The sequence below is a fragment of the Maribacter corallii genome (genome assembly GCF_047345415.1).
Lineage (GTDB): Bacteria > Bacteroidota > Bacteroidia > Flavobacteriales > Flavobacteriaceae > Maribacter_C.
In genome coordinates this window covers 294,159-315,074 of record NZ_JBLFEP010000006.1, presented here as the reverse complement: position 1 = coordinate 315,074, position 20,916 = coordinate 294,159, and the positions used below count along the sequence as shown (strand labels likewise).

Sequence of the window (20,916 nt, the reverse complement as noted above, 5' to 3'; positions counted from 1 at the left end):
AATGCCAAAAACTGTTTATCGCATCTACGTCATCGAACTACATAAGCGTGTATTTACTGAAAATGCCCGCTTTCGAGCCGCCAATCCTCAATTCAATGGTGTTCTGGAATGTTTGTATGTAGGGATGACAAGTAAGACGCCAAAAGTGCGTTTTGAACAACACAAAACGGGGTACCGCAATAGCAAAGGACATAACCTTTCATCGAATATCGTCCGAAAATACGGCTCCTATTTAAGACCGAGCCTTTACAATCATATCGATCCGATTACCTCAAGAAACGAAGCCCTTAAAGCAGAAGCGGCCCTAGCTTTGGAACTAAGACGAAAACGCTATGCGGTGTGGTACAATTGAAGTATACCATGCAAAGCCGTTTCCAGGCTATTTCTGCACCAAGTACATACGGAACATAAAGCTTTAGGTGCGTTTCCAAAAATAAGGTGTAAGCAAGATCAGGACCGTAAAAAGTTCCAAACGACCGGCAAGCATCAAAAAGCCGCACCACCATTTTCCAATGTCGGGTAGCCCATTAAAATTACTTACAGGATTCAAACTGCCCAGTGCCGGCCCGACATTACCCAAAGAGGAAGCAGCTCCTCCAATAGCAGAGACGAAATCAAGCCCCATTGCACCAAGACCCAAAGCCCCAATAATGAAGAGCAGCATATACAGCACAAAAAAGGCAATAATGTTATAGACGATATGTTCTTTGATGGTCTTGTTATTATAGCGTACCGGAATAATCGCATTCGGATGTAGGGTGCGTTTGAACTCCAACAAACCGTTTTTGATGATCAATAAATGTCGCATGACCTTAATTCCCCCTGCGGTAGAACCGGCCGAACCCCCTAGAAAGAACAATCCGAAGAAAAAGATAGTCAAAAAGGGAGTCCAACTCGTAAAATCAGCCGAAACAAAACCTGTAGTAGTGACGACCGCAATTACTTGAAAAAGCGCATGCCGAAACGCACTTTCGCCTTCCCCGAGTACCATCGGGTGATATTCGGAGACCTGTACATTGGCTGTGGAATAAATGACCAAGCCTGCCAAGACAGTAAACAATAGAATAAAAATGGTATAAAACTTAAATTCCTCGTCCTTAAGAATTCGCTGTACCTTTCCTTTGAATGCAAAATAGCTTAGTACAAAATTCGTTCCGGCCAAAAACATAAAAAGGATAACGATATATTGAATGAGCGGTTGATCGTTCCAGAAGGCCAAACTAGCGTTCTTTGTGGAAAACCCACCTGTAGATAGGGTCGCCAAAGAATGATTGATGGCGTCGAAAAAACTCATCCCCGCCAATTTCAACAACAAAGTTTCTGCGGCCGTGTATCCCACATAGATATACCAAAGACGTTTTGCGGTATCCGTAATTCTTGGGTGTAATTTGTCGGCGCTGGGCCCAGGGGCCTCAGCAGCGAATAGTTGCATACCACCGATTCCCAGCAGGGGTAAAATGGCAATCGCCAAGACAATGATACCCATACCGCCGATCCAATGGGTTAGGCTCCGCCAGAAAAGGATGCCTTCTGGTAGTGATTCAATATCATCCAAAATAGAGGCTCCGGTAGTGGTATAGCCCGAGATCGTTTCAAAGAAGGCATTGGTCACGTCTGGTATGGCCCCAGAAAACAGGTAGGGCAACATGCCGCTAACCGACATCACTAACCACCCAAAAGTCACGATGAGATAGCCTTCTTTTCGCTTTACTTCTTTTTTATGTCCGCGAGTGGTGAACATCGCAAATACCCCAATAAACATGGACACCATAGAGGCAAGAAAAATATCTAGGGTAGCCCCGTCTTGGTAAACAGCACTTAGTACGGCCGCTAGAAGCATGAACCCCCCGTTAAAGAGGAGCAGTAGCCCCATGATATGAAAAATGATTTTTTGATTTAGGCCCATCAGAGGAACAGTCTTTCAATTCTAGGAATCGCCTCCGGTAAACAGCAGACCACCACTCGGTCACCAGCTTGTATGCGAAAGCCTCCAAGTGCAATGATTCCCTCACCATCACGCACTACCCCACCGATTGTTGCCGCTTTAGGGAAATCGAGGTCGCGAATCACATTCCCCGTGACCTTGGAATTCGATTTGACCACAAACTCCAAAATTTCTGCGTTCAGATTATTGATGCGCATTAGGGCAACAACTTCCCCTTTTCTGATATACCTAAAAATATTGTTGGCCGCCAAGAGCTTCTTGTTGATGAGGGTATCAATACCAATGGAATGGGAGAGTTGAAAATAATCCATGTTCTCCACCAAGGCAATTGTCTTCTTGATATGCTTCGATTTAGCGACCAAACATGACATGATATTGGTTTCTGAATTTCCGGTCACCGCGATAAAAGCGTCCATGGATTCGAGGCTCTCTTCCTCCAATAACTCCACATTTCGTCCGTCTCCATTAATGACCAATGCATTCGGTAGCTCATCGGAAAGGTCAAATGCTTTTTCCTTGTTTTGTTCTATGAGTTTCACATTGAATTTTTTTGAGCAGAGGTCGCGGGCCGCTTTATAACCGACTTTGCTTCCGCCCAGTATCATGACATTCTTGATCTCTTCTTTTTTCTTGCCGGTCAATTTATAAAGCTCATCGACCCCTTCCGAAGTGGTAATAAAATATACTTGATCTCCTTCTTTGAAGACCGTATCACCTCTTGGAATGACCGTATACTGTGTACCCAAACGCTGCAAGGCAATGGGCATGAAATGCAGTTCAGGAAAAATAGTGGCTGCTTCCTTGACCATTTTCCCCACGAAGGGTGCAGATTTAGGGAGAGATACCCCCACCATGATCAGTTTTCCATCCTCGAATTCATAGGTATCGTTGAAAGCTGATTTATTCAACAACAATTGAATTTCAGTGGCCGCCAACTCCTCAGGGGAAATCAGTTCATCGATACCCAGTTCCTCAAATTTGACGACATCCCTATTATCGACAAATTCGGTGTTCGATATTCTTGCGATAGTTCTTTCGCACCCTAATTGCTTCGCCAGCATACATAGGGTAATATTGGTCGTTTCGGAAGAAGTCACCCCGATAACCAAATGCGATTGATCAACCTTAGCATCTTGCAGAACGGAAATGGAGGTGGCATCGCCTTTTAGAACACGAATATCTAGATGACCGTCTGCATAGGCCAAACTTTCTTTATTCGTATCGATCAAGGTGATGTCTTGTGACTCGTAAGAGAGTAGTTTTGCTAAATGGAAGCCAACCTCGCCAGCCCCAGCAATTATGATTTTCATCTATTGTAGTATATGGTTGAAAAGAGGTCGGATAAAAATCCAAATCCCCTTTTTGAGAGTGGTGTCATCGGGAACACGATAGTTATGTTACAGCCCATCTATAAAAGATTTGCAACTATTTGGATACAAAATTACACAAATTTATACTGTACCCCTAGAATTACCTTAGTTATAACATTTTGATAAGCGCTTTATTGCACCGCCCCTCAGTAGAAAGCAGTCGTTATGTCGTATCTTTGCCGAAAATTGCTTGAATGTCGGAAAACATCAGACCCTATAAAGACTCCGAACTGGGTAAAAAGGAACAGGTCACGCAAATGTTCGATTCTATCTCGAACAACTATGATGGCCTGAATCGCGTCATTTCTTTTGGAATCGATATCAAATGGCGAAAGCGTGTGGTGGCTATTCTTAAGAAAAAGCAACCCAAGACCATACTCGATATTGCAACAGGAACAGGCGACCTAGCTATCAACCTCATGGAAACGGGGGCTAAAAAAATCATTGGTCTCGATATTTCACCCGGTATGCTAGAGGTCGGGAAAACCAAGGTCGCCGATAAGAAGTTGAGCGACACCATTGAAATGGTCGTAGGGGATAGTGAGCAGCTCCCTTTTGCCGATAATTCATTCGATGCCGTAACCGTGGCCTTCGGTGTCCGCAATTTCGAGAACTTGGAAAAAGGCTTGGCTGAGATCTTTAGAGTGCTTCGCCCAAAAGGTACGTTCGTGGTCTTGGAAACATCCGTGCCGACCAAATCACCATTCAAGCAAGGCTATGCTTTTCACTGCAACTACATACTGCCATTGGTGGGACGTCTATTTTCAAAAGACCGCTCCGCTTATCGCTATCTTTCGGCGTCAGCAGCCGTTTTCCCTCATGGAGAGGACTTCAACAATATTTTGCGTAAAATCGGGTTTATAGAGGTAACGAACAAACCCCAAACTTTTGGGGTTGCAAGTATTTACGTAGCCACGAAGTAAACTATGCGCACTATTCTGATTTTATTTTTGGGCTTACTGTCCCTCTCTAAGCCGTTGCATGCACAATTCAACGAAAGGCCTGTGTTGAATATTGAGAACAAAGACAAAAAGTTCTTGAACTATGGCTATTATTTAGGGTTCAACCAGTATGACTTCAAGTTCGATTACAATCGCGATACCGAAGATATTCTAGTAAATAAAACGCTTGGGTTCACCGTAGGTTTAATCGGTGAAATGCGCATTAATGAGTTTCTAGACGTTCGTATTGAACCCGGTCTGGCCTATAATGCCAGAACATTGGGTTTTCCAGGCTTCACTGAGGAACGCGATGCGGTTAGAGAGGTAAAATCAACGTATATAAATTTTCCCTTACTTCTAAAGGTGAGTACAAGGCGTTTGGGTAACTTCAAACCGTTTCTTGTCGGAGGAGCTTCGGCTTCCTTGAACTTGGGGAGTAATGAAACGGCCTTGGACGATAATGCCTCAGGCACGTTTCGCATGACCAAATGGGTGTACAACTACGAACTGGGTTTCGGTATCGATTTCTATCTCGAATACTTCAAGTTCTCGCCATCCATACGAGGGGTTTTTGCCATTACGGATGAATTGGTACCCGATAACGACCCCAATAGTCCATGGACGTCGAACATCGGAGCCCTAAGAACACGTGGGCTTTTTATTAATTTCACTTTCGAATAAGTACCAGCTACGTTTGATATCCTGATACAATACCTCAAACCACCTTTCAAGCACCACACTTTTTAAGCTAGCAGGCGAGCACTAAGCTCCCCGTCCTTATCTCCTTATCTCGTTCAATAAAATGGCTGTTGCCGTTGCTACATTGAGGCTTTCCGTAGTATGTTTTCCAAATTGGGGAATACTTATTTTTTTGGAAACTAGCTGTTCTATTTCCTTTGATATCCCATGTGCTTCATTGCCCATAATCAAAATTCCGTTCTGGGGTAGTTCTTCCGAATACGCGGAGACTCCGTTCATAAATGCACCGTAAATCGGTGTCGGGCACTGATCCAGAAAATCGGCGATATTCCTGTAAACGATATTTACACGGGTAATAGAGCCCATAGTGGCCTGCAGCACCTTAGGGTTATAGCAATCGACCGTTTTTTGGGAACACACCAAATGTGCAATACCGAACCAATCACAAAGTCTGATAATGGTACCTAGATTTCCAGGATCTCTGACATCGTCTAACACCAGGACCCAATCACTGAAATCAATTTCCTTTTCCTCAGGAACATGAAAAACACCCAATATGCCATTCGGGGATTTCAAAGCGCTCATTTGTGCTAGCTCGCGTTCCGAAACGCGTGTAAAAATGGTATCATCATCAAGTAAATCAGCATTGACACCGTATACCGCATACGGCTTTATGCGCGACCTCAAAACCTCATTTACACCCTTGATTCCTTCAACAACAAAGAGTCCGTTTTGATTTCGGTACTTTTTTTGATGTAAGCTACGTATTAGTTTTATTTGCCCTTTAGCAACCATTCCATTACTGTGTTTTTTAATGTATTTTTGATTTCTATGAGGAGTGTATTGCACGTTACAAACTACACCGCTAAAATAAGCGTATTATTACTAGCTTTTGCAATAACGTCGTGCAACTCACTTCGTAGAGTTGATGAGGATGAACTTCTGATTACCAAAAATACCCTATCGAACAATAGCGAAAAAATCGTTGACGAGTCCATTGAGACCCTGATTATCCAAAAACCGAATACAACCTTACTGGGATACCCCTTGCGACTAAACCTCTATAGTCTTGCAAAGGTCAATCCCGATTCATCATTCAACGATTGGCTCTACCGAAAGGAAAAGAGAAAAAAACGCTTGGATAATTTCTTCTCGGAGAAACAGGTCCATAGGCTGGGGGAATCTTTTCTAGTGAAAGGCTTGAGCGAATGGCTAAAGGAAATAGGTGAACCACCTGCGATTTTAGACACGGTTTTAACCGAAAAATCATTAGAACGCTTAAGTGCCTATTACAGTAGTAAAGGGTATTTTAACAATAGTACCAACTATACCATCGATAGTTTAAAGCGCAAACGGCGAATCGCGGTAAACTATAATATCGATCTAGGGAAGCCCTTTATGTTGGATACCGTTTATAATGATATTTCCTCCAAAGCCATCGATTCCCTGTATAATTTAAATAAATCCGATTCATACGTCAAGCAGGGCCAACAATTCGATATTGATGATTTCAATAATGAACGGGAGCGATTGACATCTATTTTTAGGAACAATGGGGTGTGGAATTTTCAGGAAAGTGCCATTAGCTATGATGTAGTTACCGACACCACCCGGTTGGGCAATGACCAACAAATGAACATCAAGTTGAACATAGATGACCTCAAAACGAGAAATGCCAGTTCGGTGACCACCCAGGAGTATAAAGTGGCCTCTTTTGACAAAATCAACGTCTTTACCGACTTTTTGAACGAAGGGGAAAGCGACATGCAGTTTCAGCGATTTGGGGATTACACCATTTTTTACAAGGGCAAACTACGTTTCAAGCCAAGAACCTTGACCAATGCCATCTTTTTTGAGAAAGATAGCATTTATCGTGATCTTGACCGTATACGCACATTGCGCCAAATAAACAGCTTGAACGTTTTCAAATACCCATCGATCAATATAGAAGAGGATAGCACGCGTACCCAATTGACCGCAAATATCTATTTAACGCCAAAGCCTAGATATTCCTTTCGCGTGAACCTTGATGCGACCCACTCTAGTATTCAGCGTGTGGGTCTGGGCCTGAACCCCTCTCTTCAAGCACGTAATCTATTCAAAGGAGCTGAAAACCTGAGTCTCTCGGGGCGATTGAATATAGGTTCATCCAACGATCAGACGATACAAGACAATCGATTCTTCAATTTATTGGAATGGGGTACCGATCTGAACCTCGATCTTCCCAGAATTTGGTTTCCTCTTGTCAAGACCCGTAAATTGATCCCAGATTATATGCTCCCCAAAACACGGGCGAGTATCGGGGTCAGCTCACAAAAGAATATCGGTCTGGACAAACGTACCTTCAACACGGTTTTGGGTTATAATTGGACACCGAACGATTTTAAAAGACATAATGTTGAATTGTTCAATGTACAATTTGTCAACAACCTAAACACAACGCGATTTTTCAATGTGTATCGCAACAGCTACCAACAACTCAATCAAATCGCCAATGACCCCGAGGTTTTGCCCTTGGTAAATTCGGAGTATTTCAATGAAGAAGGGAATTTGTCGACCCCTAGTGAAGTAGCAGTACCCGAGGAAGCTGGGACGGACAGGTTCATTGCGGATGTCAATACAGGTGTTATCCCCATTTCTAGCCAAGGCCTCTCTATCGAAGATTTCAACAATGTTCAAAGCATAGAGGAGCGACAAAATCGATTGACCGAAAACAACCTTATTTTCGCGACCAATTATACCTTCAACATCAATAACCGACAAGGACCAACTGACAATAAGTTCTACCAGTTCCGTTTTAAGGTCGAAAGTGCTGGAAATCTCCTATCAGCGATATCTTATCTCTTTCCTTTTTCACAGAACGAGGATAAATTGGAGGTTTTCGATGTGGCCTATTCACAATACATCAAGACCGAATTCGATTATGTAAAGTACTGGGATCTTTCACGGGCCAACGTATTGGCGATGCGTAGCTTCTTTGGTATCGCTATACCCTACGGAAATTCAGATAACATACCTTTTGTACGAAGTTACTTTGCCGGAGGCTCCAACGATAATCGAGCATGGAGACCCTACTCCCTGGGCCCGGGAAGGTCGAGTGCCCTGAACGATTTCAACGAAGCCAACCTCAAACTCGCATTTAATTTGGAATATCGTTTTCCTATTGTCGGTAATTTCAAAGGCGCATTGTTCATAGATGCTGGTAATATCTGGAATGTTTTTGATAATGTAGACGACCCCGATTTGACCTTTAACGGGTTCGATTCCCTAAAGGATATTGCCCTTGGTTCGGGTTTCGGGGTCCGGTATGACTTTACCTATTTCGTCTTACGGGGCGATCTTGGCTTCAAAACATATAACCCTGCGGAAGAGACCTCAAAACGATGGTTCAGGGAATACAATTTTGGTAATTCGGTGCTGCAAATTGGTATAAACTATCCCTTTTAGTATCTTAAGAAAAGTTTTTGGATTGCCCCCCAAGTCCAGTACCCTACGTATGCCATACTATGAAATTCTTCTTTCTATCCATCTTGTTTTTCTATGGTATCGTTTCGGTGGCTCAAACCTCGTTAGTCGAAGAATTACACGCCATGCAAACCAGACCGATCTTGAAAGAAAAGGTCTATGTTCACACCAATAAAACAACCTATTTTTCCGATGATGTGATATGGTTTAAGGCCTATGTAGGCGATTCGCTCAACTATCCTTCGGCGGAAACCAGAAAATTGAATGTGCACCTCATCGACCGGGATGGCATCAACATTTTTGGTCGCGATGTACTTATCGAGGAAGGGGTGGGTTTGGGGCAGTTTGAATTGGACAATTCCGTAGCTGCGGGAACGTACTATCTACAGGCACGTACCAAGTATATGCGTAATTTTGGCCAAGACTACCACTACCTTCAAAAAATCAAGATTCTTGGTCAAGTGCCAGCTCAAAATATACAAGAAGGCGTTTCTTATGATGTGCAATTTCTTCCAGAAGGCGGAACCCTAGTTGAAGACCTCGAAAACAACATGGGCATTAAAGCGTTAAAAAACGGTCAAGGCATCGACTTCACAGGAACTATTTTCAATGAACAAGATGAAATGGTTTCGACATTTCAGAGCGAAAATGCCGGTATGGGGAGCTTTCCACTACGCTACGAGAAAAATCAACGATATCGTGCCAAACTACAACTGCAAGATACCATTCTTGATGTAACACTGCCACAAGCGGCTCCTCAAGGAATTGCGCTACAGGTAGACATTACCGACCCAGTTGATCTTCGCGTATATTTAAAGACGAACGAAGCTACATTTTACAACCAAATCTATTCCAATTACTCGATATTGTTTCACCAAGACCGTCAGCTCATCGACTTGGTTTCCATAGCTCGGTTAGATTCGCTAGCTGGCTTGATAAGCCTAAGAAAAGAACGCTTTTTAGAAGGTGTGAACACCGTAACGCTATTCGCTGATAAGCAACCCATAGCGGAGCGTAGATTTTATATCGAAACAGACCGGAAAAAAGTAGCCGTGGCACTGAAAAAATCAATTGAAAACAACGATTCGACCACCTACCACCTTTCCCTTTCGGCACGGGAACCGCCGTCAAATACCAACCTTAGCGTTTCTGTTGTGACGGAGCCCTCCCTGCTTTTGAATCAAGAAAACACCATTGAAAGTGCGTTCTTGTTAAAACCCTATGTTAGGGGGCGGATTGAAAAACCGGCATACTACTTTGATCCCAAAAATCCGAATAGAAAATCCCATTTAGACCTGTTATTGCGGACCCAAGGGTGGACGAAATATAATTTGGATGAATGGATCCAAAGTATCAACCCCGCAGAAGAATATAGCTTTGAACAGGGTTTTGAGCTGAGGGGCACCATAAAGGATGATGCTCGGCATAAAAATCTAGCGCTAATCCCCAACAACTTCCGAATTACAGACAAGGTCAAACTGAAAGGGCAATCTAATTTTATTTTTCAGGACTTGAAGATATTTAAGGGAGATACCGTTAGGGTAGCTTACCAAAATTGGCTGGGTAAAATCATCAAGCCTTCGAATATCGCTTATGACACGATTGAAAAGAAACGTGTTACCAAGTTTCTGGTCCCGAACAGCACCGAAGAGCTGAAAGTTGAAATGAAGACCACTACTATTTCCAACAAAATAAATACCGACAACATGGAAATGGGCGATAACCTCGAATCTGAAAATAATAAAGGAACAATTGAATTGGATGAAGTAACCGTATCGGAAAAAAAGCGTGATGAAAGATCCCTACAGAGAAGAAAAGTCATTGAAAAGTACAAGCCCTTGGTTAGGGACATCGGAAAATACCTCGACCTACCAATTCCAGAATTATCGAATAAGCGCAATAGAAGCCTGATGGACTTTCTCAGAGAAAAAGGGTATACTCTTATAACATCAAATTCTTCTGCGAACTATCTACAAGGCACCAAGAGCTTCGGCGTCTTGTTTATTAACGGCAGGTATATCCAACCGGAAGAATTGCTAGGTAGCTTACAGTTGCAGATGAAAGACATCGCAAATGTCATGGTTCATAATACCAGTATTCTGCGACCTAAACGCCGCATTAACCTTGGCTATTTTCAAGTATTTACTAACGAGAACAGTTCACGGCTTTTTGACAGATTTATCGTCAAAAATGGCTTTGACCGCCCCAAAAAATACTATACCCCCTTCCATGAATTTGTCCGGCCAATACGGATGGATATAAAGGAAATCGATTGGAAACCATTTTTAAGAACCGACAAAACCGGAGAGGTCTTTTTTAAAATAGAAAATCAGCCCACAAATTCGAAATTAGTGCTGTCAATACAAGGCTTCTCCAGCAAAGGCCATTTGATTTCCAAAACAATACGAACGGATTAAGTTGTTTTTATAAAACTACATTTTGAAGCCCTGTTTATTTTAGTACTTTTGCCCTTTCATAAAATAACTAACAAATAGATACTATTCTTATGGCCCACAATATAAAACCTGGCGTTGCCACAGGGGATGAAGTTCAAGAGATTTTCAACTACGCGAAGGAAAAGGGTTTTGCCTTGCCTGCCGTCAATGTCATAGGTTCGAATACCATTAATGGAGTTTTGGAAACCGCTGCTGCTTTGAATGCTCCGGTCATTGTTCAGTTCTCAAATGGAGGTGCGCAGTTCAACGCGGGAAAAGGGCTATCCAATGAAGGCCAAAACGCAGCCGTTCAAGGCGCTGTGGCCGGTGCGAAGCATGTACACCAATTGGCCGAGGCCTATGGAGCGACCGTGATATTACATACCGATCATTGCGCCAAAAAATTGTTGCCTTGGATCGATGGGTTATTGGATGCCAGTGAAAAGCATTACGCAGAAACCGGAAAGTCGTTGTTCAGCAGCCATATGATCGACCTCTCGGAAGAACCATTAGAAGAGAATATCGAAATCTGTAAAGGGTATTTGGAACGAATGGCCAAGATGGATATGACCTTGGAAATCGAATTGGGCATCACCGGTGGTGAAGAAGATGGAGTTGACAATTCAGATGTCGACGACTCCAAATTGTATACACAACCCGAAGAAGTAGCTTATGCTTACGAAGAATTATCAAAGGTGAGTCACAGATTCACGATTGCTGCTGCATTTGGTAATGTACATGGGGTATACAAACCAGGAAACGTCAAATTGACGCCAAAAATCTTGAAGAACTCCCAAGAGTATATCTCAGAAAAATATGGGGTGGAGCACAATCATATCGACTTCGTTTTTCATGGTGGTTCAGGTTCTACCGTCGAAGAGATTCGTGAAGGCATCAGTTATGGGGTCATCAAAATGAATATCGATACCGACCTGCAATACGCATTTCTTTCAGGGGTAAGGGATTATGTTCAGGAAAAAAAGGAGTATCTTCAATCACAGATTGGCAACCCAACAGGTCCGGATGAACCGAACAAGAAATCATACGACCCAAGAGTATGGTTACGTGAGGGTGAAAAGTCATTTGTCGAACGATTGAAAAAAGCTTTCGAAGACCTGAACAACGTAAACACGCTTTAGGTACTTTATAATTAGCTCGTCCAACATAAAACTCCTGAAATTATGACAGCTTGGTTCAAAAGAACGGAAAAAGGAATTCAGACCGCTACTGAAGAAAAAAAAGACACCCCGAGAGGCCTTTGGTACAAGTCGCCTACAGGTAAGATCGTTGAGTCAGAAGAATTGGCGAAGAACTTTTATGTGAGTCCTGAAGACGACTATCATGTGCGTATCGGTAGTAAAGAATACTTTGAGATTCTTTTTGACAACAATGAGTTCAAGGAGCTCGATACCAAACTTACCTCAAAAGACCCCCTCAAGTTCGAGGATACGAAAAAATACTCGGATCGCTTGAAAGCGGCTCAAAAGAAGACCGGTTTAAAAGACGCCGTTCGTACGGCCATGGGAAAATCATATGGTAAAGACCTCACGGTCGCCTGTATGGATTTCGGTTTTATCGGGGGATCGATGGGAAGTGTTGTCGGTGAAAAAATAGCCCGCGCTATTGACCATGCGATTAAGAAAAAGACTCCCTTTCTAATGATATCAAAATCAGGTGGGGCACGAATGATGGAGGCGGCGCTCTCTTTGATGCAACTGGCCAAGACCTCTGCGAAATTAGCGCAGCTTGCCGAGGCCAAACTCCCCTATATTTCCTTGTGTACAGACCCCACTACCGGGGGCACCACGGCTTCCTATGCGATGCTTGGCGATATCAACATTTCGGAACCCGGGGCCTTGATAGGTTTCGCTGGACCACGAGTAGTTAAGGATACTACAGGGAAGGAACTTCCTGAAGGATTTCAATCAGCGGAATTCGTAAAGGAACATGGCTTTCTGGATTTTATCAGTCACCGAAAAAATCTAAAAAAGAAAATCAACCTCTATATCGACCTTATTCAGAACATTCCTTTAAGGTCTGAGGATTAAGACCGACGAATAATTGGAAATCGAATTCGCTAACGGATATTTCCATGAAAACACCCATCACCTCATTACTCCTCCTAATCGTCTTATGGATGAGTTGTTGTGCTTCCGATTCAAACGAATCCATTCAAGATGAAACACAGGAAATGGAAGATTCCACAGAGACTTTGCAAGGTGTGGCGAGTGTGACCGATTTGGCCGTTTCCGGTGAAGAAAATCAATACAGTTTTAACGTCACTATCGCCAGCGACGACCTCGGTTGCCAACAATATGCAGATTGGTGGGAGGTCATCGACACAAATGGCAAGCTGCTCTACCGCAGAGTATTGGCCCATAGCCATGTCAACGAGCAACCGTTTACCCGTTCTGGAGGTCCAATTGCCCTAGACCAAAATACCGAAGTCTATGTGCGCGCCCACATGAACACCACAGGCTATGGTGAAAACGCGTTCAAAGGTTCGGTCAAGAACGGCTTCACCGCTTTCAATCTTGACATTGGTTTTGCCGCGGAAGTGTTAAATGAAGCCCCTTTACCCAACGGCTGCGCTTTTTAGGTCGCCAAAAAGAATTAAGGGGATTTACGGAGAGATACTAAAAAAAGCTGCTAGAACTTCTTTTGTCCTAACAGCTCGTTTACCGATTTTCGTAGCCCTACTTTTTAAAGAAACGCCGCAGTTGCACCTCTGTGGATTCCCCATCAGCAGAAGTCAATACGCCAATGGCATCACAGCTTCCATCGCCAAAGTCAAGAGTTGCGGTGGCATCATTTCTCGTGATGGCCAACACCCCGCTAACAATGAACCTGCAAGACCATTCACGGCGCAAGGGAGTCGTGATTTCCTTTTGGAACACATTGCCCAGCTTTCCTGTAAAGCTTGAACTTCCTGTAATCGAAAATACATTGTCTCCCCAAAATCCAGAGCCATAACCCTCGATCCATTCACGGGTTCTGTTTTTGGTAAAACTCACCGTACCACCATCGGGCCAAACACCGCTGAACTGTCCGGATGCTTCCGATTGCGGATTGCCATTGCCGTTGGAACGGGTGCGAATAATAGTAGCATTACCTTCTACCGCTACTTCGTTATACGTAAAGTTCTCCAATGATAACTGCAACGTTTTGGTCGCCGCTTCCATATCCTTCTCGTAACTTAAATACATAATGCCACTGAGCACATTTCCGTTACGAAGTTCGCAGCCCTCACCAAAATCAATGGTTTTCTCCTTGGTCGTGCCGTTTTCCACTGTAGTAACCGTGGCACAATCGGGCAGATAATCGGATACGTAAAAATGCTTTGAAGTCGCTTGAATCTCATCTACTGCATATAGGTCTTCGGCGATACTTGATACTTCATCGGAAATCAACTCCGCTTCGTCACTCACTTGGAGCTCCGTTGCCGAAATCACTTCGGAACTTGAAATTTCAGAAGTCTCTTCATTTTTGTCACAAGAAACAAGTAATACAATCGATACTACCGACAAACCCATAAGGTTTATCTTTTTGAGGCTTTTTTTCATAACAAAGGATTTTAAAAGGTTATGAACCTAAGACCTCAAGAAACGGAAAAGGTTTAATTCAAAATTTTAAGCCCTGTTCATATGCGCTTATGCAGAAAATATTTTTTATCTTTGCAGCCTGATTGAAAATCAGTCAGATACATAATAATCATTTACAATAATATTAGCATGTACTTAACAAAAGAAATCAAAGCCGACATTTTCAAGAAACACGGCGGAAAAGCAGAAAATACTGGTTCTACCGAAGGTCAGATTGCGTTGTTCACGCACCGCATCAATCACCTCACCGGTCACTTGAAAAAGAACCACAAAGATTTTAACACCGAGCGTTCATTGGTCAAATTGGTTGGTAAAAGAAGAAGCCTATTGGATTATTTGAAGAAGAAGGATATTGTAAAATATCGTGAGCTGATCAAAGAACTAGGTATCAGAAAGTAATAGACAAAGAGGGAAGCTTGGCTTCCCTCTTTTTTTATAAAATTTCAAAGTCCTGAAATGAAAACCCTGTAAAGGGCAGGCAAACTAAAAGCTGCACACAGTTTTTCATTGGTCAACACAACACAACAACTCCGACCAGAAAAAATGGCGGAGTGACCATTGTTTAACGAAATCCTGAAATTAAGGTCAGGTAAAAATCAAATGTATGATTCCAAAAGTATTTAAAGAGGTCATCGACCTTGGTGATGGTAGGGAAATTTCCATCGAAACCGGAAAATTGGCGAAACAGGCACATGGTTCTGTTGTAGTACAATCAGGAAAATGTATGCTGTTATGTACAGTAGTTTCCAATTACAAACAATCAGATGTGGACTTCCTTCCGCTAACTGTGGATTACCGTGAGAAGTTTGCCGCAGCGGGTCGTTATCCAGGTGGTTTCTTCAAAAGGGAAGCGCGACCTAGTGACGGTGAAGTATTGACTATGCGCCTAGTGGATCGTGTGCTACGACCACTATTCCCAAAAGACTATCATTCTGAAACCCAGGTGATGATTCAATTGATGTCTCATGATGAGGATGTGATGCCCGATGCTATGGCCGGTTTGGCTGCATCAGCCGCCATACAATTATCTGATTTTCCTTTCGAATGTGCCATTTCGGAAGCAAGAGTCGGTCGTGTCAACGGTGAGTTCATCATCAATCCGACCCGAGCACAACTTGCTGAATCCGATATCGACATGATGATCGGTGCTTCTGCTGACTCCGTCATGATGGTAGAAGGTGAAATGGGCGAGATTTCCGAAGAAGAAATGACCGAAGCTATTAAATTTGCCCATGAGGCGATCAAAGTGCAATGTGCCGCCCAAATAAAACTGGCCGAAGCCTTTGGCAAGAAAGAGGTTCGCGAATATGAAGGAGAGCGCGAAGATGAAGAGTTGCAGCAAAAAGTACATGACCTTACGTATGATAAAGTCTATGCTATAGCTAAAGCCGGTTCTGCCAAGCATGAAAGAAGTGCTGCTTTCGCAGAAATCAAAGAAGAAGTAAAAGCAAGTTTCTCCGAGGAGGAACTGGAAGATATTGGAGATTTGGTTTCCAAATATTTCTACAAAGCGGAAAAAGCGGCCGTTCGTGATCTTACCTTAAATGAAGGTTTGCGTCTCGATGGTCGTAAGACCGATGAAATACGTCCTATATGGTGTGAGGTCGATTACTTGCCCTCCACTCATGGGTCCGCTATTTTCACCCGAGGTGAGACACAGGCATTGGCCACGGTTACTTTAGGTACCTCAAGAGATTCCAACCAAATTGACATGCCTTCGCACGAAGGTGAAGAGCGTTTCTATTTACACTACAATTTTCCTCCTTTCTCCACTGGAGAGGCACGACCTATTCGTGGAACTTCCAGAAGGGAAGTCGGTCACGGTAACCTAGCACAACGTGCTTTAAAAGGAATGGTTCCAGATGACTGTCCGTACACCGTACGTGTGGTTTCCGAAGTATTGGAATCCAATGGCTCATCTTCGATGGCAACCGTTTGCTCAGGTACAATGGCCTTGATGGATGCTGGAGTTCAATTGAAAAAGCCGGTTTCCGGTATCGCCATGGGACTAATATCCGATGCTGAGACAGGGAAATATGCCGTTCTTTCCGATATCTTGGGTGATGAAGATCATTTGGGAGACATGGATTTCAAAGTTACCGGAACTGCAGACGGAATCACCGCCTGCCAGATGGATATCAAAGTAAAAGGGTTGTCCTATGAAATTCTAGTAAACGCCCTCAAGCAAGCTAGAGATGGCCGTATGCACATCTTAGGAAAACTAACGGATACCATTGCGGCTCCAAATGCAGATGTAAAACCACACTCTCCCAAAATGGTAACGCGTATCATACCAAACGAATTTATTGGTGCGTTGATCGGTCCTGGTGGAAAGGTTATTCAAGAGCTTCAAAAAGAAACGGGCACTACCATTGTTATCAATGAGGATCCCGTTACCGAAGAAGGTATCGTTGAAATTTTAGGAACGGATCAAAATGGTATTGATGCCGTATTATCGAAGATCGATTCGTTGATGTTCAAGCCTCAAATGAATGAATCTTACCAAGTTAAGGTCATCAAGATGCTTGATTTCGGGGCTGTTGTAGAATATCTAGATGCTCCAGGAAACGAGACCTTACTACATGTATCCGAATTGGCATGGGAACGAACGGAAAATGTTTCGGATGTCGTAAATATGGGTGATGAGTTTGAAGTGAAGTATTTAGGTACAGATCCACGTACCCGCAAGGAAAAAGTGTCACGTAAGGCACTCTTGCCAAAACCGGAAGGTTATGTAGAGCGTAAACCACGAAGTAATGATCGCCGTAGAGATGATCGTCGTGGCAGAGACAATAGAGATCGCAAACCAAGAAGGGATTAAATTTCTTCAAAAAGCAACCCCCTTTGAAAAGAATTTTTCAAAGGGGTTTTTTATCTCATTTTCCATAAATCATACAGAATCAAACCAAAAATCCGGTTATAAATTTTCTTGTTTTTCCAGTTCCCAAGTTGCCGGCTCATTCTCAGCAAAGCAATCGTCTATATTCATAGTAAAGGCCAACTCACCATTTTCGTTAAATGTTCCTGTCCCAGTAAATTTTCCCGGACAAGGAGGGTCATCAACGAGATGGTCCAAATCAATTGAGACGTTCATTCCGTCTACTATCAATTCACCTCTAGCATCTGGGGAAACACCATCAGACCGGCGCCTTGGCAGATAGTTATTCGATTCAAAATACTCCACATTATAGCGATTGGCAGCTTCCCCTTGGGTTATTATCATGGATATTAAACCATCACCAAGCTCCCATTTCCAAGCGCCTTTGTAGCGGCCCTCGACAATCGTCAAATCCACTTCTTCCACATCTGGAATTTCATCATCCGAACTATCATTTGAACATGACAACAGTGTAATACATATTGTTAAAAAAAGAACAAGTCTCTTCAAGTGAATCTGATTTATAGACAAATGATCGAACTTGATTTCATTTTTATGGTATTCGGACATACGATAGGTATAAGGGTTAATACTTAAAATTAGTTCATTACTATTCTCAGTGTAACCCGATTTTAAAATAAAAAACCAGCTACTTCATAAGACGTAACGAATTTCATCTATAGAATCTAAATAAACTTGTATAGGATTAACCTCAATTAAATATCCACTGAATATTACTATTTTGTATGGTAGTCAGGTTTTTGAAGAAGATCCTGGGCGGTAGTCCCGTCAATGATTTAAAGCTGGTAGTCATATGAGACTGATCAAAAAAGTCAGCGATATAACTTAATTCGGTTAAGGTGGTTGCTTTTTTGATTGTCCGCATTTCTTCCATCGTCCTTCTGAAACGGAGTATTTTTTTGTATTCCGTAGGAGTTTTACAAATATGATGCTTAAAGTGTTTGATAAGAGTTTTCCGGCTTATATTGAATTCGTTTGCCAGTTCCAAAGTTGAAATTTTAGGTTGTTCTTCTATAATAGAAACTGCGTTATTCAGAAAAGGGTGACGGAATCCTTTTAGTTTAGCTACCCAATATTTTTCCAAAGATTCTGCCAACAATGTATTATCTTCTATTTCTATTATAGTTTTCATTTCCTTTTCATAATCCGAAAATGGTATAAAGGGTCCAAAAAAACTGTTACTGTAGTCTTTTAAGGGGTTATTTAAAAACGCATTAAGTCCCAATGATCTAAAACTAATAGTGATTTCCTTAATATCACCTTGATACTTAAAACAGATAGGATTATTAAATCTACAAACCAAACTGGTATCTAATTGTCTTAGTTGAGAAGGTTTTACGCTAATGTAGTCTTGTGAAATAATATTCTCCGCATTGTTAACAACACTTACAATAGAGCAAATTGAGGGAAATGCCAGGTAACTTATGTTAGTCTCCTCTTTTGAATGTTTTAAAATGTAATAACTTTCAATATACTTTTGAAGTTCTCGATTTTTCGGTCTGAAAGTTTCAATATGCATTCTGCAATATGATTTTACAATTACACCTTAAATATAAAAGGTTTTGACCTATAGTGAGGGGAAAGCCCGTAAATGCAATATATCTATAGTACGTTGCGATTCATCTTCATTGGTAGACATTATTTTACCATTTAACCTTAAAATAAACTTTTTTTAGTCGTTTTGTAACTTTTCTGTCTTTTTTACGTATAAGTATATGCAGTCTGTTGAATTATCAATTTAATCCCCTTACATGAGACAGCTTAAGATTACAAAACAGGTCACTAATAGAGAGACCGCATCTTTGGACAAGTACTTGCAAGAAATCGGCAAAGTAGACTTGATTACCGCTGATGAAGAAGTAGAATTGGCACAACGTATCAAGGCAGGCGACCAGATCGCTCTTGAAAAACTAACAAAAGCCAATCTTCGATTCGTGGTATCGGTCGCCAAGCAGTACCAGAACCAAGGCCTTACTTTGCCGGACTTGATCAACGAGGGAAACCTTGGGTTGATTAAAGCGGCACAACGTTTTGACGAAACACGTGGATTTAAATTTATTTCCTACGCCGTATGGTGGATTCGTCAATCGATTTTACAGGCATTGGCGGAACAATCACGTATTGTCCGTTTGCCCTTGAATAAAATCGGTTCTATTAACAAAATCAACAAAACTTTTGCTTTTTTGGAGCAAGCGCATGAACGTATGCCTTCTGCTGAAGAAATTGCAAAAGAATTGGATATGACCGTTGAAGATGTCAAGCAATCCTTGAAAAACTCAGGTCGCCACGTATCTATGGATGCTCCATTGATCGACGGGGAAGATTCAAACCTGTACGATGTACTTCGTAGTGGTGAGTCACCCAACCCTGATAAAGAATTGCTGCATGAATCCTTACGTACCGAAATCGAAAGAGCTTTAGAGACTTTAACACCTCGAGAAGCTGATGTGATACGTTTATATTTCGGTTTGGCAGGACAACATTCGATGACTTTGGAAGAAATTGGGGAAACTTTCGACCTAACAAGGGAAAGAGTACGCCAAATCAAGGAAAAAGCCATTCGACGGTTAAAGCATACCTCAAGAAGTAAAATCTTAAAAACCTATCTAGGATAGGCCATAAGAGCATATGAATACAGTAAAATGCTGTTAAAATCCCCTTAAATTGGAAATTTGGCATATATATTGTAATTTTAAAGGCAACAACAGTTTATCATGACTGTTCGTTTTTTGATTGATGAATAAACTCCGGCTGATTACCGGAGTTTTTTCATTTAATGCTTTTCGAGTTCTGTCAAGAAAATTGACAGTAATGCCCTATGACGGTTCATGAGCTTCAATCACAAATTGAATACAGTTTAAACAATGGATAATTCAAAAGAACAACCCAACAACCCATTGCACGGTGTAAAACTGGCGGATATTTTGACCTACCTTACCCAGAACTACACATGGGAAGATTTAGCGGGGCAGATCAACATCAATTGTTTCAAAAAGGACCCTTCGATAAAATCAAGTTTGAAATTTCTTCGAAAAACACCCTGGGCTCGAGAAAAGGTCGAATACCTTTACCTGCAATCCATTAAAAACAAATGAGCTTTAACATCGTACTTATTGAACCTGAAATACCCAATAATACCGGAAATATTGGCAGGTTAGCCTTGGCCACAGGCTCACATTTACATTTGGTCAAGCCATTTGGCTTTGAATTGAGCGATAAACGTCTGAAACGAGCGGGATTGGACTACTGGCAACATCTGCCACTAACAATCTATGAGGATGCCGAAGCCTTTTTCCGTATACATACTGACAAAAACATGGCCTTCTTCTCAAGTCATGCCTCTCAGGACTATTGGTCTATCGCGTATGAAGAGGACCTTTTTTTGGTGTTTGGGAAGGAATCGGTGGGTCTTTCCACTGAAATCACTGAAAATAATCCGGGCAAAAGCTACAAAATACCCATGTTCAGTCCGTACATCCGTAGTTTAAATTTAGCAAACGCCGTAGCTATCACGGTATACGAGGGCCTCAGAAGGCTTGGTTAACGCCTAGGTATCGATC

19 protein-coding genes are annotated in these 20,916 nt (G+C 42.2%); 13 read left to right on the top strand and 6 right to left on the bottom strand.

Translation table 11 applies throughout. The annotated features are described in order from the left end of the window. The first annotated feature begins 1 nt into the window (after position 1). A complete protein-coding gene (locus ACKWCA_RS21205; RefSeq protein WP_413980251.1) occupies positions 2-352 on the top strand; it encodes a ribose-5-phosphate isomerase in 351 nt (116 codons plus the stop codon). Between the two features lie 63 nt (positions 353-415). On the opposite strand, the gene ACKWCA_RS21200 is transcribed toward ACKWCA_RS21205, so the two are convergent. Next, the gene (locus ACKWCA_RS21200; protein ID WP_413980250.1) at positions 416-1,906 is read right to left on the bottom strand and encodes a TrkH family potassium uptake protein; all 1,491 of its coding nucleotides are present in this window, start codon (positions 1,904-1,906) and stop codon (positions 416-418) included. Then, positions 1,906-3,255, bottom strand: a complete 1,350-nt coding sequence (gene trkA, locus ACKWCA_RS21195) for a Trk system potassium transporter TrkA (RefSeq protein ID WP_413980249.1) — start codon at positions 3,253-3,255, stop codon at positions 1,906-1,908. Before trkA ends, ACKWCA_RS21200 begins: the two co-directional genes overlap by 1 nt. A 254-nt stretch (positions 3,256-3,509) precedes the next feature. Here trkA and ubiE point away from each other — a divergent pair, with 254 nt between their 5' ends. Further along, positions 3,510-4,238, top strand: coding sequence for a bifunctional demethylmenaquinone methyltransferase/2-methoxy-6-polyprenyl-1,4-benzoquinol methylase UbiE (ubiE, locus tag ACKWCA_RS21190; protein WP_413980248.1), 729 nt, complete (start codon positions 3,510-3,512; stop codon positions 4,236-4,238). Positions 4,239-4,241: 3 nt separating this feature from the next. After that, positions 4,242-4,937: a type IX secretion/gliding motility protein PorT/SprT gene (gene porT, locus ACKWCA_RS21185; protein ID WP_413980247.1), complete on the top strand. Its 696-nt coding sequence runs from the start codon at positions 4,242-4,244 to the stop codon at positions 4,935-4,937. Between the two features lie 96 nt (positions 4,938-5,033). Here the strand turns inward: porT and ACKWCA_RS21180 are convergent, their stop codons facing one another. Beyond that, positions 5,034-5,750 (bottom strand): TrmH family RNA methyltransferase, encoded by a 717-nt coding sequence (locus tag ACKWCA_RS21180; protein WP_413980246.1) that lies wholly within the window; start codon positions 5,748-5,750, stop codon positions 5,034-5,036. Between the two features lie 36 nt (positions 5,751-5,786). On the opposite strand from ACKWCA_RS21180, the gene tamL reads away from it, so the two are divergent. The 5 genes from tamL (at position 5,787) to ACKWCA_RS21155 (ending at position 13,454) form a co-directional block, all read left to right on the top strand. Then, complete coding sequence (gene tamL / locus ACKWCA_RS21175; protein WP_413980245.1) at positions 5,787-8,402, top strand: translocation and assembly module lipoprotein TamL; 2,616 nt, start codon at positions 5,787-5,789, stop codon at positions 8,400-8,402. 59 nt (positions 8,403-8,461) lie between these two features. Next, positions 8,462-10,837 (top strand): hypothetical protein, encoded by a 2,376-nt coding sequence (locus ACKWCA_RS21170; protein ID WP_413980244.1) that lies wholly within the window; start codon positions 8,462-8,464, stop codon positions 10,835-10,837. 89 nt (positions 10,838-10,926) lie between these two features. After that, positions 10,927-11,994: a class II fructose-bisphosphate aldolase gene (gene fbaA / locus ACKWCA_RS21165; protein ID WP_413980243.1), complete on the top strand. Its 1,068-nt coding sequence runs from the start codon at positions 10,927-10,929 to the stop codon at positions 11,992-11,994. A gap of 42 nt (positions 11,995-12,036) precedes the next feature. Next, positions 12,037-12,903, top strand: coding sequence for an acetyl-CoA carboxylase, carboxyltransferase subunit beta (gene accD / locus ACKWCA_RS21160; RefSeq protein WP_413980242.1), 867 nt, complete (start codon positions 12,037-12,039; stop codon positions 12,901-12,903). Positions 12,904-12,947: 44 nt separating this feature from the next. Next, the gene (locus tag ACKWCA_RS21155) at positions 12,948-13,454 is read left to right on the top strand and encodes a hypothetical protein (RefSeq protein WP_413980241.1); all 507 of its coding nucleotides are present in this window, start codon (positions 12,948-12,950) and stop codon (positions 13,452-13,454) included. Between the two features lie 97 nt (positions 13,455-13,551). Here the strand turns inward: ACKWCA_RS21155 and ACKWCA_RS21150 are convergent, their stop codons facing one another. Continuing rightward, entirely contained in the window at positions 13,552-14,418 is an 867-nt protein-coding gene (locus tag ACKWCA_RS21150; protein ID WP_413980240.1) for a hypothetical protein, read from the bottom strand. A 168-nt stretch (positions 14,419-14,586) separates the two neighbouring features. On the opposite strand from ACKWCA_RS21150, the gene rpsO reads away from it, so the two are divergent. Both rpsO and ACKWCA_RS21140 read left to right on the top strand, forming a co-directional pair. Then, positions 14,587-14,856, top strand: coding sequence for a 30S ribosomal protein S15 (rpsO, locus tag ACKWCA_RS21145; protein WP_413969965.1), 270 nt, complete (start codon positions 14,587-14,589; stop codon positions 14,854-14,856). 205 nt (positions 14,857-15,061) lie between these two features. Further along, positions 15,062-17,278 (top strand): polyribonucleotide nucleotidyltransferase, encoded by a 2,217-nt coding sequence (locus ACKWCA_RS21140; RefSeq protein WP_413980239.1) that lies wholly within the window; start codon positions 15,062-15,064, stop codon positions 17,276-17,278. A gap of 96 nt (positions 17,279-17,374) precedes the next feature. Here ACKWCA_RS21140 and ACKWCA_RS21135 read toward each other — a convergent pair whose 3' ends face one another. Both ACKWCA_RS21135 and ACKWCA_RS21130 read right to left on the bottom strand, forming a co-directional pair. Further along, the gene (locus tag ACKWCA_RS21135; protein WP_413980238.1) at positions 17,375-17,905 is read right to left on the bottom strand and encodes a hypothetical protein; all 531 of its coding nucleotides are present in this window, start codon (positions 17,903-17,905) and stop codon (positions 17,375-17,377) included. A 142-nt stretch (positions 17,906-18,047) separates the two neighbouring features. After that, the gene (locus tag ACKWCA_RS21130) at positions 18,048-18,875 is read right to left on the bottom strand and encodes a helix-turn-helix domain-containing protein (protein ID WP_413980237.1); all 828 of its coding nucleotides are present in this window, start codon (positions 18,873-18,875) and stop codon (positions 18,048-18,050) included. Between the two features lie 232 nt (positions 18,876-19,107). On the opposite strand from ACKWCA_RS21130, the gene ACKWCA_RS21125 reads away from it, so the two are divergent. The 3 genes from ACKWCA_RS21125 (at position 19,108) to ACKWCA_RS21115 (ending at position 20,900) form a co-directional block, all read left to right on the top strand. Further along, complete coding sequence (locus ACKWCA_RS21125) at positions 19,108-19,971, top strand: sigma-70 family RNA polymerase sigma factor (protein WP_149277351.1); 864 nt, start codon at positions 19,108-19,110, stop codon at positions 19,969-19,971. A 249-nt stretch (positions 19,972-20,220) separates the two neighbouring features. Next, positions 20,221-20,451 (top strand): VF530 family protein, encoded by a 231-nt coding sequence (locus ACKWCA_RS21120; protein WP_413980236.1) that lies wholly within the window; start codon positions 20,221-20,223, stop codon positions 20,449-20,451. Then, complete coding sequence (locus ACKWCA_RS21115) at positions 20,448-20,900, top strand: tRNA (cytidine(34)-2'-O)-methyltransferase (RefSeq protein ID WP_413980235.1); 453 nt, start codon at positions 20,448-20,450, stop codon at positions 20,898-20,900. The genes ACKWCA_RS21120 and ACKWCA_RS21115 overlap by 4 nt, the downstream gene beginning before the upstream one ends. Positions 20,901-20,916: the final 16 nt, after the last annotated feature.